Annotated in this window: 13 protein-coding genes; 11 read left to right on the forward strand and 2 right to left on the reverse strand. The window is 44.2% G+C overall.

The annotated features are described in order from the left end of the window. Positions 1-33: 33 nt before the first annotated feature. The 4 genes from AC4PHM_RS16080 to AC4PHM_RS16095 all read left to right on the forward strand — a co-directional run bounded on the left by AC4PHM_RS16080 (position 34) and on the right by AC4PHM_RS16095 (position 3,910). On the forward strand, positions 34-633 hold the full coding sequence (locus AC4PHM_RS16080; protein WP_492018733.1) for an ArsR/SmtB family transcription factor: 600 nt from the start codon (positions 34-36) through the stop codon (positions 631-633). 41 nt (positions 634-674) lie between these two features. Next, positions 675-1,505 carry a deoxyribonuclease IV gene (locus AC4PHM_RS16085; protein WP_492018734.1) on the forward strand — a complete coding sequence of 277 codons (831 nt, stop codon included), beginning with the start codon at positions 675-677 and terminating at the stop codon, positions 1,503-1,505. Beyond that, positions 1,502-2,512, forward strand: a complete 1,011-nt coding sequence (locus AC4PHM_RS16090; protein WP_492018735.1) for an epoxyqueuosine reductase — start codon at positions 1,502-1,504, stop codon at positions 2,510-2,512. The genes AC4PHM_RS16085 and AC4PHM_RS16090 overlap by 4 nt, the downstream gene beginning before the upstream one ends. A gap of 210 nt (positions 2,513-2,722) precedes the next feature. After that, positions 2,723-3,910 carry a glycine C-acetyltransferase gene (locus tag AC4PHM_RS16095; RefSeq protein WP_492018736.1) on the forward strand — a complete coding sequence of 396 codons (1,188 nt, stop codon included), beginning with the start codon at positions 2,723-2,725 and terminating at the stop codon, positions 3,908-3,910. Positions 3,911-3,991: 81 nt separating this feature from the next. On the opposite strand, the gene AC4PHM_RS16100 is transcribed toward AC4PHM_RS16095, so the two are convergent. Continuing rightward, entirely contained in the window at positions 3,992-4,387 is a 396-nt protein-coding gene (locus AC4PHM_RS16100) for a DUF2177 family protein (protein ID WP_291401870.1), read from the reverse strand. Between the two features lie 320 nt (positions 4,388-4,707). On the opposite strand from AC4PHM_RS16100, the gene AC4PHM_RS16105 reads away from it, so the two are divergent. The 7 genes from AC4PHM_RS16105 (at position 4,708) to AC4PHM_RS16135 (ending at position 11,755) form a co-directional block, all read left to right on the forward strand. Continuing rightward, positions 4,708-5,832: an MGDG synthase family glycosyltransferase gene (locus tag AC4PHM_RS16105; protein WP_492018737.1), complete on the forward strand. Its 1,125-nt coding sequence runs from the start codon at positions 4,708-4,710 to the stop codon at positions 5,830-5,832. Between the two features lie 2 nt (positions 5,833-5,834). Beyond that, positions 5,835-6,938: an MGDG synthase family glycosyltransferase gene (locus AC4PHM_RS16110; protein ID WP_492018738.1), complete on the forward strand. Its 1,104-nt coding sequence runs from the start codon at positions 5,835-5,837 to the stop codon at positions 6,936-6,938. Positions 6,939-6,987: 49 nt separating this feature from the next. Further along, a complete protein-coding gene (locus tag AC4PHM_RS16115) occupies positions 6,988-7,527 on the forward strand; it encodes a helix-turn-helix domain-containing protein (RefSeq protein WP_291401875.1) in 540 nt (179 codons plus the stop codon). A gap of 161 nt (positions 7,528-7,688) precedes the next feature. Next, positions 7,689-9,044: a hypothetical protein gene (locus tag AC4PHM_RS16120; RefSeq protein WP_492018739.1), complete on the forward strand. Its 1,356-nt coding sequence runs from the start codon at positions 7,689-7,691 to the stop codon at positions 9,042-9,044. A 42-nt stretch (positions 9,045-9,086) separates the two neighbouring features. Then, entirely contained in the window at positions 9,087-9,776 is a 690-nt protein-coding gene (locus AC4PHM_RS16125; protein ID WP_492018740.1) for a response regulator transcription factor, read from the forward strand. A 3-nt stretch (positions 9,777-9,779) separates the two neighbouring features. Continuing rightward, positions 9,780-11,171, forward strand: a complete 1,392-nt coding sequence (locus AC4PHM_RS16130; RefSeq protein WP_492018741.1) for a sensor histidine kinase — start codon at positions 9,780-9,782, stop codon at positions 11,169-11,171. A 134-nt stretch (positions 11,172-11,305) separates the two neighbouring features. Continuing rightward, positions 11,306-11,755 carry an RDD family protein gene (locus AC4PHM_RS16135; protein ID WP_492018742.1) on the forward strand — a complete coding sequence of 150 codons (450 nt, stop codon included), beginning with the start codon at positions 11,306-11,308 and terminating at the stop codon, positions 11,753-11,755. A 58-nt stretch (positions 11,756-11,813) separates the two neighbouring features. Here AC4PHM_RS16135 and lplA read toward each other — a convergent pair whose 3' ends face one another. Next, positions 11,814-12,806 (reverse strand): lipoate--protein ligase, encoded by a 993-nt coding sequence (lplA, locus tag AC4PHM_RS16140; RefSeq protein WP_492018743.1) that lies wholly within the window; start codon positions 12,804-12,806, stop codon positions 11,814-11,816. Between the last annotated feature and the right edge of the window lies 1 nt (position 12,807).

Consider the following 12,807-nt stretch of genomic DNA (forward strand, 5'->3'; position numbering starts at 1 on the left):
GTCTTGACGGGCGCTTCGAATGGGGGACAAATTATGGCTATCGATGAAATACTGGTGGTAAAAAGCTTGGAACAGATCAAAGCGTTATCAAGTCCCTATAGGATCAAAATTATTGAAGCCTTTGAAAACAAACCGGCGAGTGCTAAAGATATCTCTAAAAAAATGGGTGAGCCCCACGGCCGTGTTAACTACCACATTAAAACACTCGCCGGTGTAGGGATCCTTAAATTGGTAGAGGTACAGGTCAAGCAAGGCGTCGTCGAAAAATACTATATGCCTGTAGCGGAATCCATCTTGCTGGATGCCTCAGCAATCCACCCGGAAGACACTAAAATGAAAGAAAGCTTTGGAAAAGCAACAGCTGCAATTTTTGAGAAGATCTCAAAAGAATTCTATAAATCAATTAACAGCAAAGGGATCACTCAGCCAAGAAAAATCAATTACGATTATGAATACTATTTGACGCAGGAAGAGGCGGACGAATTGAATCAAAGATTATTGGAGGCCATGAAGACTTTTTTGGCAGACAAAAAAGAGATCCGGCCAGAAACGGCGCCTTATTTTGCAGCGAGCATGATTATTCCGATGGAGCACGATGCTTTCAAAAAAGAGGATGAATTGCCAAAGAAATAGAATTAATCAGCTCTGAAGGCCGGGTATAAAGGAGATGAACTATGTATATTGGTTGCCATTTATCAATCGCGAAAGGCTTTGAGTCAGCGGTTAAAGAAGCAATATCTATTGGTGCAAATACCTTTCAATTTTTTACAAGAAACCCCAGGGGCGGCAGTGCAAGAGCAGCAGATCCCCAAGATTACGAGAAGGCAGCTGAACTTATGCAGACGCACGGGTTTGGCCCATTGCTTGCCCACGCGCCCTATACCATGAATCTGGCTGCAGCTGATCCCAAAGTATTCGATTTTGCCAAGCGTTCTTTCAAGGAAGATCTTGAAAGAATGGAGGCGTTTCCGGCAACACTGTATAATTTTCATCCTGGCTCACACGTGGGACAAGGTGTGGAAAAGGGGATCGAACTGATCTCCGGCATCATTAATGAGACGCTGACAGGCAGCGAAACAACGACATTATTGCTCGAAACTATGTCCGGAAAGGGCTCGGAGGTCGGCTTTACCTTCGAACAGCTCAAAGAAATCATTGACCGCGTGAATTATCAGGAAAAAATGGGCATATGCCTGGATACGTGTCATATTTTTTCTGCAGGATATGATTATATTCATCAGATGGATCAGGTCCTGGAAGAGTTCGATAAAATTATTGGATTGGATCGGCTAAAAGCTATTCATTTCAACGATTCTATGACACCGTTCAACGCAAAAAAGGATCGTCATGAAAAGCTGGGAAAAGGATTGATTGGGCTTGAGCCATTGATTCGGTTTATTGAGCATCCAGTCATTCGCCCGCTTCCAATACTCCTTGAGACACCTAATGAACCGGAGGGCTATGCTGAAGAAATTGCCCTGATCAAGGGACGCATGGGGGTATGATTGCCTGCCATCGGTTAGAACAAGCGGCAAGAGACCTCGGTATTCCCATGGTTGGGGTCGTGGATGCCATTGAAATGCAGGTGCCCCAGGAAGCGCTTTTAAGACGGATAAGAGCTGGCGAACTAAGCGGGTTCGAACCTGAACTGGAAATGGTCGGTATGCCGGAAAAAGTCATGCCGGGCGTCCGGTCTATAGTGGTCATAGGGTTGCCGTACGAGCTCTATAAATCCAGGACGGAAGATCCGGAGGCCGTTTGCGAGATATCTTCTATGGCGTGGGGATATGATTACCATGATCTGGTGAGGGAAAAGCTTATAGCTTTGGGTGAGTGGCTGGCTGGACACGGCAGCGGTGAATGCATGGTGTTTTGCGATACGGGGCCGTTAAACGACCGTTATCTCGCATTTTTGGCCGGGTTAGGCACCTATGGACGTCATCAGCTGCTGATTAATTCGACTTACGGAAGCGCTGTGGTCTTTGGCTATCTGCTCACACGCGGACGGATCGAATCCTCACCGCCTCAGCTGACCCAGCCGTATTCGGAATGCGGGGCGTGCAGAATTTGCCAGGAAGCGTGTCCAACAGGCGCTCTTTGCGGTGAGTTTGAGTTTGTGACCTCTCGTTGTATTTCCAGTCTGACTCAGCAAAAAAGGACATTAACAATGACAGAAGCAGTTTGGATAGGCCCCGCCCTTTATGGATGCGAAAGTTGTCAGAAAGCCTGTCCTAAAAATAGAGTGTCTTCTGACACTGTATTGTTGAGATCCATGTCGCCTAATCAACTGAATCCATTTGAACTTTTGAATTCCAATAAAAAAGATTTTCAACAAAAGTTCCGCCATCATGGTTTTTCGTGGAGAGGCTTAAAAACACTTCAAAGAAATGCCGTGATCAATATTTATAACAGTCAGAATTTGGTGCTCATTGAAAAGCTGAGGCAATGGGCAGTTGAAAGAGCTCTTCCGGACCATCTGAAACAGGTAATTGAAATGATGGAAGGGGACTAGGAAAGCGTTGATCCGAAAAATCCGACAGGTTCAGGTTTGAAGATGCTAAAGTGCGAATAGTCCGCCAACCGTAAACAAAATGTAATTTTCCTCGTTAAGTGTCCGCCCTTGAACTCGCAGGAATCGAGTGATAGACTTAGAGCGTCTTAAACGTTCACTAAACAATGTCACATTGGTGATGATGTTAAACTGACGAAAAGGGGAATTCATATGTCAAACATACACGAATTGAATTATCTCAAAGAAAATCTGGAAGCATTAAAAGCAGACGGCGTTTATCGCAAGCTGCCTGTACTGGAAGGCCCGAACGAAGCTGAAGTCATTTTGAACGGCAAACAGGTCATCAATCTTTCCTCAAACAACTACCTGGGCTTTGCAAATCACCCGCGCCTTAAGGCAGCAGCGATTCAGGCCATTGAAAAATATGGCGTCGGGTCAGGCGCAGTTAGAACCATCATAGGAAATATGGATCTGCATGAGGCTCTCGACAAAAAACTGGCGGAGTTTAAGCGCGAAGAAGCGGTCATGAGCTTCCAATCGGGATTTAACTGTAATGCGGGTGCAATTCAAGCTATTACCGCTGACGGGGATCTTATCGTTTCGGATGAGCTGAACCATGCGTCAATCATCGATGGTACAAGACTTTCCAAAGCGGGAAGAGCAGTTTACAAGCACAGTGACATGAACGATCTGGAGCGGGTTTTGAAGGAACGCCGCGGCTCTTATAAGAACTGTCTTATCATCACAGACGGTGTGTTCAGTATGGACGGCGACATAGCGCCGCTTCCGGACATTGTCAATCTCGCAGAGCGCTATGAGTGCATGACCTATGTGGATGATGCCCATGGCTCAGGCGTTCTCGGTGAAAGCGGCCGCGGTACCGTCGACCACTTTGGACTCCACGGTCGCGTCGATTTCACAATTGGTACGCTGTCAAAAGCGATTGGTGTTATTGGTGGTTATGTCGCCGGCAGTGAAACCATGAGAGATTGGCTCAGCCATCGCGGCAGACCGCTTCTCTTTTCGACTTCGCTTCCTCCTGCAGCAGTCGGTGCCATTCTTGAAGCCCTGAATATGTTGACAACCTCTACGGAGTATACAGACCGACTCTGGGAAAACGCCAAATACTTCAAAAAAGGCATGTCATCACTTGGCTATAACATTGGACACAGCCAGACGCCAATCACGCCTGTCATGATTGGGGACGAAGCTAAAACTATGCAGTTCTCCAAAACGTTGTTTGACCTTGGTGTTTACGTTTCTCCAATCGTATTCCCAACCGTTCCGAAGGGGACAGGCCGCGTGCGGGTTATGGTAACTGCGGCACACACAAAAGAGCAGCTCGACCGCGCTGTTGAGATTTTTGAGAAAGCCGGAAAGCAGCTGAATATTCTCTAAACACTTCACGGAAATAAAGACGCTCAGAACACTATTACAGGGTTCTGAGCGTCTTTTGTATAGTCGGTTATGTCAATCGATCTACTGGAATTTAGTCAGAATCCAGTAGGTGATCCCGCTGACAGAGGCACTCAAGAAGCTGCCCCATACCAGGTCGATGAGTGTTATGGGAAGCGGCCACCCTTTAAGTGTGGCTAAGTTAGTCAAATCATAGGTCGCATAGGTCAGAAAGCCAAAGAAGGCACCTGCACCCAGGGCGTAGCGCAGACTTTCCTTTGCGAGGGCGGGTTCAATGACAAAGAAGACCAGACCGCTTATAAAAACTCCATAAAAAATAAGAGCTGCCGGCCAGTTGACCTTTTCTGCCATAAGTGCGCCCAGATAATGGCGGTATAGTTTTGAAGCGATTACGCCAAGCCAGACCAAGTCGATCGCGAAAAAGACGACAAGTGCAGTAAGATAAGTTTTGATTGGCAAAGTCCATCACGCTCCTGCTGTATTTTAAAGTATTTATACCCATTTTTGAGGTCCGCTGACCACGCTGTAACCAGATCTGAAAATTCGCTGACTGTTAGAACTTGTTTTGAAATGACAACCTGGTTGAAAAATGACGGATAATCAGGTATCATTTTAGTGCCTTGTAAATTCAAAAACTAAAACATTTAATTGAAATTTAATTCAGATGGTACCTGGATTTAATTATTGTTCAGTAGAATTTGTGGAGAAACCAAATCAACAGACTATCGCAGTAAAATTGGAACAACATCAGACGGATGTCTGAAGCGGAGGCAAATACCATGAAGAAAGTCTTAATTTTAACAGCCTCGACAGGTGAAGGCCATAATGCGGCAGCGCGTTCCCTGGAGTTGAAATTCAGGGAGGCAGGTTATGAAACCAGGACTATGGATTTGTTTAAAGAAACCAGCCGCGCCTTGAATGTCGTTGTAGAAGATGGATACAAGGTTCTGGCCAACAGGCTGCCATCCCTTTATGGATTTATGTACAGGGCGCTCAATAGGAAGAGCATTAACCATCGCTTTCTCAGATATAGTATGTTTGTGATCAAACGCAGACTCTATGACAATGTCAAATCATTGAATCCATCTATTATTGTAGGCACACACCCATTTGCGGTGGGGATCATTTCGGATCTCAAAGCCAGAGGCAAGATCAACGCTAAATTCTTTTCTGTTGTGACGGATTTTAAAGCGCATTATGCCTATCTTTCTCCGGAAGTAGATGCCTATATAACAGGCAGCGAGTATACCAAAGATTCGCTGATCGAAATGGGCGTACCGCCTGAAATTATTCATCCTTACGGGATCCCGGTGAAGGATGAATTTCAGACTTATCAGCCTAAATCGCCTGAATTTTTAAAATTGATTGAGGATTTCAAAGTTCTGGTCATGGGCGGAAGCATGGGCTCAAAAGATATAGCGCGTGTCGTTCAATCTCTGACAGAAAGCGAAGCCAGATATCAACTTCTCGTCATTTGCGGCAGAAATGAGACTTTGAAGACTATGCTTGAGAGTAATTACCAGTCTGCAATAGCCTCAGGCAAGCTGAAAGTCTACGGCTTTACAAGAGAAGTGTCCATGCTAATGGATTTTTGCGATGTCATTGTCACAAAGCCAGGCGGGCTGACTACCACAGAGGCGCTCTCAAAACGAATCCCTATGATAATACCTTTTGCTATTCCAGGTCAGGAATTTGAGAACACAGAATTTTTAATTGAAACCGGTGCTGCAATTTATGTTGATAATATTGAGCAAATCGGTGAGGAACTGGAACGTTTAAGAAAAGACAAAACACTTTATTTGTCTATGATCGAGAGTATGGACAATATTTCAAGACATTATTCCACTGAAAAAATTGTTAATCTTGCGGATCAGCTTCTGATTAAAAATGAGTGGATGTCATAGAGATGAGTACCGTTATGTCGGAATGCGATATTCTTGTATTGTCAGCGTCTTTTGGGTGGGGCCACAACAGTGTTGCGGCTGCGATTTGTGAACACTTGAAGTTAGAGGATAACAGTCTGCAGGTGTGTATCAAAGACATTATGGATATTTTCGCACCGAGGATCAAACCCTTCGGTACTGCTTTTTATAATATGTTGACACGGAATAGTCCGAGTCTATACAATGTTTTATACAATATCAAACGGGATCATCCCAATAACTTTCTGGATGAAATTATTTATGACAGATATATAGATCGCTTTGGCGACTATCTGCTTGAAGTTAAGCCTAAACTGATAATTTCAACTTTTCCCCTTGGCTCTGGATTTGTATCTCGCGCAAAGGATAAATTTGATATTCAGATTCCTTTGATTACTGCCATTACAGATGTCGTGGACAGCTGGGAGTGGATTCACAATAATACAGACCTTTATTTTGTTCCATGTAAGGTAGTTGAAAACAGATTAGTTGAAAAGGGAATTAACAGGGAAAAAATTCGAGTCACTGGAATCCCGGTCAGGCATGATTTTCTTGTGAAGGAAAACCACACTTCTGAGATGCGTGATCAACGGCAGATTCTGATTATGGGTGGCGCAATGAAGAAAATTATTTTGACCAAATCCATGCTGATGCATTTTGAAAAAATGGAAAACACAAAAATTGTTGTTGTGACTGGGAATGATACTGAATTATATAAAAAATTGAACAGATATGGCCCTTTTAAAAATATTGAAGTGATAGGATTTTCTAATGAGATCGCGAGTCTAATGGAAGCATCTGATTTGGTTGTGACCAAACCAGGGGGGGCAACTTTGTTTGAAGCAATCAACAAGGGTGTGCCAGTTGTGCTGAAGCGTTCAAAAGTGGGTCAAGAAGAGGAAAATTTAAAATTTATAGAGGATCATGGCTTGGGCGTTTTGATTGAGGATGAAGACAACCTAGAAACCATCATCGCCGGAATGGTTTTTGATGACGAACGACTGGAGCAGGTTGAAAAGAACTTGGAAGAGCTTCGTGCTGAGTTCGATTCGGAGATGATCGGGAAATATATTTTAGAGCTGTTATGACATTGTCCCCAATATTGCTTTAAATGAGCAGTTGAATGGAGGAAAAAAAGTGCAGATTGGCGAAAAGATCAAGACGCTGAGATTAAAGAATGAACTGACTCAAGAGGAATTGGCAAATAGATGTGAATTGTCAAAAGGATTTATCTCGCAATTGGAAAGAGATATGACCTCACCTTCCATTGCGAGTCTGGTAGATATATTGGAATGCCTGGGTACAGATCTGAATGAGTTTTTTAGCGAGAGCATAGAAGAAAAAATTGTCTTCACACAGGCTGATTTTTTTGAGACAGAGGACAAGGACTTGGGGTACTTATTGAGTTGGATCGTTCCTAACGCTCAAAAGAACATGATGGAACCCATTCTGCTTGAAATTGAACCCGGGGGATCTTTTGTTGAGGATGCGCCGCACCAGGGCGAGGAGTTCGGTTTTGTTATTCAAGGCGCTGTGACCGTAGTGGTGGGCGGCAAAAAATACAGAGCAAAAAAAGGTGAGACCTTCTATTATAAAACTCAATTTGAACATACAATCAAGAATCCAGGTAAGCTGCCTGCAAAAATTTTGATGGTGGCAGCGCCTCCTAATTTTTAGCATAGATAGACAGAAGCATTTTACAAAGAGGTAGATCTTCACCTCTTTTTTTTTCATTTTGTAACCCGATGTGAAGAACTGTCGTGTATGATACAATAGGGTCAAAAGATTGACCTGATGCAAAATCGAACTTACTGTACAATAAAAGGAGTTCAAAATCCATGAAGCGTGGAATTCTATTTTTTTTAATAAGTATTATGGCCTTATCAGTGCAAGGCTGTATGTTTGATGTACAGAATGCTGACATCATGCGTCCGCCAAAATTAACCACCGAATTTGAAGAAGTTAAGACAGTGCTTGATGAGTTTTACGGTGGCGGCCTTAAATTGATGAACCCGTCTTCAGGTATACTTAGAGCGGCCATTCAGTTTATCGATTTAGACAATGATCAGCAGGAGGAAGCCGTAGCTTTTTTTAAAGATCAAAATGAGCAGAACGCGCTGAAAGTTGCCATACTTCAGAAAAAAGAAAATGGAGAGGGATGGAGACTATTACCTACCATTGTTGGGATAGGCTATGATGTGGATCAAGTTGGATTCCCGGATCTGGATGGTGACGGAACAAAGGAAATTGTTGTGGGTTGGCTTGGGGGATCCATGCTGAGCAAAGGATTGTCTGTCTATAAGTCGAATTCACAAATGACTGAATCCGATCAAGGTTTGCAACAATTTGAAGAAATTTTCAGGGAAATTTACACTAATTTTCACATAGCTGACTTAGACATGGATGGGACAGATGAGCTCGTGACATTTTTGCTTTCGAGACCTGACAATATGGCTGAAGCCAGTTTATATACCTTAGATCAGGATGGTGTTAAAAAGCAGGATGAAGTCAGCCTTGCAAATGATACCAACAGATATGAACGTATGATTTCAGGCTTGGTTGAGGACGGACGTGTTGGCATTGTCCTTGACGCCTCACTTAGTGGTGGTGCTTCATTCTCTGAAGTTCTGGTCGAAAGAGACGGTCAATTGATTCGCCGTTTCGGCACTGCAGGTGCGTCGAATAAATCACCGACTTATCGTTTTGATTTCAGACTGACTGAAGATGTTGACCGAGATGGATGGGTTGAAATACCAACACTGATCAGCCCTGTTGGCTATGACCGTGTCGCGAAGCGCGATGTGCCGTGGATCACCTTATGGAACCACTGGGACAGTGACGGAAATTTGATGCCGGTTTTCAGAACTTATGATGATCAAAGTCTGGGATTCAGGATTAGGATGCCTCAAAGCTGGGATAATACCGTAACGCTGACTCGAAATGACCAGGGCATTGCCTTTGCTGAAGTCCAGGAGGATGGCGTTGAACGCGTCAAGATTCTGGAAGTGCTCGTGATCAAACGGTCAGATGCTGAACAGGTGGATGCTCAGATGAAATCTCTCGGTTATTTTGAATTGTCCAGAACTATGGATCACTTTTATTATGGGAAGACATTCCCTCGTGATACTTTGTCAAAGTTTGAATTTGGCGTGTCGGAGCAGCAGCTTTCTGACGCCTTTGCTATATTGAATTGATCACCACATCAGAAATAAGATCAATAAGACAGGAGGCGCAATATGGGGAATATTTTAGTATTGGAAGATCAACCGGATATTAGGGAATTTGTGGTCATAAACATAAAAAGATACGGCTATCAGGTGTTTGAAGCTGGGACTGGTGAGGAAGCGCTTGAAATCGTTTCAAAAGTTAAGATTGATATTGCTGTCCTTGATGTCATGCTGCCCGGAATGGATGGATTCGAAGTTTGCAAACGGATCAGAGAAACCAATAAATATATGGGGATCATTATGCTGACTGCAAAATCCATGGAGACGGATAAAATTCAAGGTTTGCTAAATGGCGCGGATGATTATATGGTAAAACCTTTTAGCCCCAAAGAGCTGGTGGCCAGAGTCGACTCACTTTTCAGACGCGTCAAATTATTAAAAGAGGATAATAGCGAACGTTACAATGTGAAGCCTTTTGTCATAGACTTCGAAAATCGGCAGATTTTCAAAAATGATGTCGAAATCGATCTGACTCAGCTGGAATTTGCTATTGTAGCTACATTAGTGAAAAATGAAGGCAAGCCACTGAGCCGTGAATATATTCTGGATCATGTATGGGGTGAGAACTTCTTTGGAAGTTATAAGATTGTGGACGTCAATATCAGAAGGCTAAGACAGAAATTGGAAGAAGACCCTTCGAATCCAGAATTCATAATGACCGTGTGGGGACTTGGATATAAATGGAAGAAGGCGGAGTGATCCATGCAAGGAATCAAGAAGCGCTGGGTCAGAACCTATCTCATAATTGTCATGGGGGTTGCGCTGGTGGTGTTGTTGGCATTTTTGCTGACAGTGCGCAGCTTTTATTACAATTATGTCTATCGAGGGCTCGAAAATTATTTGTCGGTAACGACTGGATTTTACGAAAAATACCTGCAGCAAAATCAATATTCTTTTGATGAAGTTGCTCAGCTGATCGTCAGAGATTTTGAATCAGGTGATCTTGTGGAGCTTCAGGTGCTCGATCTTGAAGGTGTGATCCATTATTCGTCAGCGGGTTATATTCCGGATCGTCCTGTGACAACGGAGGACTACACTGAAGCTTTGAACGGCGAGCCTTCAAAGTGGATTGGAAGGAATCCTGATACTGGCGAGCGCCTCATGGCTATAACGGGTACAATTCGCAAAGATGAAGGCAGTTCGATCGCAGCAATTCGATACGTCTCGTCCTTGACCTACGCAGATGCCATGATCTATAGAGCTGGAGTCTATTCGCTCTTTGCAGTTGTTGTCATTCTGATTCTCATGCTTATAACGTCCGAGAGTTTCAGCCGGTCCATATTAACACCTATTCGAAACATTATCCGGGTTTCAAAGCGAATGGCGGAAGGGGATTTGTCGGAGCGAATCCCCTATCACTATAAAGATGAAATCGGTGAGCTGTGCGAGACTATAAATTATATGGCTGATCAGCTTCAAAAATCCGAGGCTATGAAAAATGAATTTATCTCTTCGATCTCGCATGAAATCCGAACGCCTTTGACTGCCATAACCGGCTGGGGAGAAACAATTCTGACAGGCGGTTTTGAGGACATGTCTCAGGTGGAACGAGGGTTGAACGTCATCATGAGAGAGACGGACCGCCTGTCGGCCATGGTAACGGAGCTGCTTGATTTTTCCAGGATAGAGAGTGGGCGCTTTACACTTTATCTCGAGGTATTCAGACTGGATCAGGAACTCATAGAAATAATTGAAATGTATAAACCGAGAGCGGAAAAAGAAGGCGTTCAGTTGAGCTTCTCACTGAAGTCAGACGAGGTTTATCTTGAGGGCGACAGCAACCGGTTGAGACAGGTTGTCATCAATCTTTTGGATAACGCAATCAAATTTTCATCACCAGGGAAGCAAGTTGAAGTCTCCCTGGAGGAACTCTCTGAAGAAATTGTCATTACCATCGCTGACCAGGGTATTGGGATGACAAAAGAAGAGCTTCGTCATGCCAAAGATAAATTCTATAAAGGCGCGAGCAAAAAATCGGGCAGTGGTCTGGGACTTGCGATCTGTGATGAAATCGTCGAACTGCACGGCGGAAAGATGACACTTGAAAGTACACCTGGCAAGGGCACAACCGTGGAGGTACGACTGAGGCGATGAGGTTCTCCGGTGTTACAGCCTTTTAACTGGGACTGGATCCGGCATAGGCCTCCTGAATGTTAATCATTTTGAAAGACTCTCTTCATGGATTTATTGTATAATGGAACTGACATCCGGTGAAAGGGGGGAGCCTTATGACAACGCGAACTGCAAGACCGTTAAAACGAATTGAAGCGTTTTTACTGGAGCTTTTGACTTGGGGCTCCGTTGTCTACGCCTTTGACCGCATTATGGACCATTCGTTATGGATCTCGGGCTTTTGGCTCGGCGTGTTGGTGATGACTGGGCTCAATCTCTACTTAATGACCAAGGCAACGACGCTGGGCAAGTATATTCTGGATATGAAAATTATCGATCGTCGGACCGGAAAGGATCTTACGTTTGTGAGGATGCTGCTTCGGGAAACCATCGGCAAGACAGCTTCTGCTCTGATCCTGATGATTGGATTTATTTGGATCATCATTGACAACGAAACCGCTGGATGGCACGACAAGCTATTCCATTCGCAGGTGGTGGAAGTGGTGCAAATCAAACGCGCGGCTCGGCGAAGCCCGGATGATGACGAATTTTTTGTTAGGGGATAAAAAATCCGCCTCGCGACAGACTGATTTCTGTCATGCGAAGCGGATTTGTTTTTTTGTTCTAAAGCGAGATATCCAGCAGATCCTCCACCGTGATGTTGGTGAAATAATCGTCTCCTATAGCGAACTGCTCATAGATCTTTCTGAGGGCGGTTAAATCATGAGGCTGACCGATTAGGGCATTTTCTATATCCATGATATCAAGTCGACTGAAAAAATCTCCGAAAATTCGAGCGCTGCGAATGATGCCGTGCTGGACATCCAGGTGGAGTTCCACCAAGCCGCCGGCAAACTTTTTCTCTTTTTGAAAGCTGTAATTTGGTGATTTTCCAAAATTCCATGCCCATGTGCCATACTTTTCTTCCACTAATTTCTGAATGGCGGCAATATCCTCAGCGCTCCAAGGGTGAATAGCCTCCGCGCCAAAGCGCTGCATGACATGAGACTGAATCAGATCTTGAAACTTGTCAAGATCCATAGGCGGATCCAGATGTTTGAGATGTTCCTGGATATTGGTGACGCGGCTGACAACGGACTGGATGCTCTTGCCTTCAAACTTGCTGGCTCGAGGCTTCAACGCTTTCGAGAGGTCAGCTATTTCGGAGGTGAACAGCAGCGTACCATGGTGGAGAGTTCTGTCATGGTATTTGTATTGGGCGTTGCCTGAGAATTTCTTGCCTTCAATGGTCAGATCATTTCGTCCTGAGAACTCGGCATTGACGCCCAGGGATTGTAGGACTTCGAGAATAGGCTCGGTAAAGCCTCTGAAGTCACTGAAACTCTTGCCTGAATCAGTTTTAATAAAAGTAAAATTTAGATTGCCAAAGTCATGGAAGACTGCGCCGCCGCCCGAAAGTCGTCGCACGACAGGAATCTGGTTTGCCTGTACATAATCCACATTTATTTCTGCAATGGTATTCTGATTCTTGCCAACTATGATGGAAGGCCTGTTGCGCCATAACATGAAGCAATCTTCGCGGAATCCATGCATGATGTATTCTTCTGCGGCAAGATTAAAATGCGGATCAGTGAAGGGATTGATAAAGATTAGCATA

The organism is Acidaminobacter sp. QWL-03, assembly GCF_058683855.1.

Bases quoted from the DNA above. Each gene is read 5' to 3' on its own strand.
- AC4PHM_RS16080 (WP_492018733.1), top strand. From the start codon at position 34: ATGGCTATCGATGAAATACTGGTGGTAAAAAGCTTGGAACAGATCAAA.
- AC4PHM_RS16085 (WP_492018734.1), top strand. From the start codon at position 675: ATGTATATTGGTTGCCATTTATCAATCGCGAAAGGCTTTGAGTCAGCG.
- AC4PHM_RS16090 (WP_492018735.1), top strand. From the start codon at position 1,502: ATGATTGCCTGCCATCGGTTAGAACAAGCGGCAAGAGACCTCGGTATT.
- AC4PHM_RS16095 (WP_492018736.1), top strand. From the start codon at position 2,723: ATGTCAAACATACACGAATTGAATTATCTCAAAGAAAATCTGGAAGCA.
- AC4PHM_RS16105 (WP_492018737.1), top strand. From the start codon at position 4,708: ATGAAGAAAGTCTTAATTTTAACAGCCTCGACAGGTGAAGGCCATAAT.
- AC4PHM_RS16110 (WP_492018738.1), top strand. From the start codon at position 5,835: ATGAGTACCGTTATGTCGGAATGCGATATTCTTGTATTGTCAGCGTCT.
- AC4PHM_RS16120 (WP_492018739.1), top strand. From the start codon at position 7,689: ATGAAGCGTGGAATTCTATTTTTTTTAATAAGTATTATGGCCTTATCA.
- AC4PHM_RS16125 (WP_492018740.1), top strand. From the start codon at position 9,087: ATGGGGAATATTTTAGTATTGGAAGATCAACCGGATATTAGGGAATTT.
- AC4PHM_RS16130 (WP_492018741.1), top strand. From the start codon at position 9,780: ATGCAAGGAATCAAGAAGCGCTGGGTCAGAACCTATCTCATAATTGTC.
- AC4PHM_RS16135 (WP_492018742.1), top strand. From the start codon at position 11,306: ATGACAACGCGAACTGCAAGACCGTTAAAACGAATTGAAGCGTTTTTA.
- lplA (WP_492018743.1), bottom strand. From the start codon at position 12,806: ATGCTAATCTTTATCAATCCCTTCACTGATCCGCATTTTAATCTTGCC.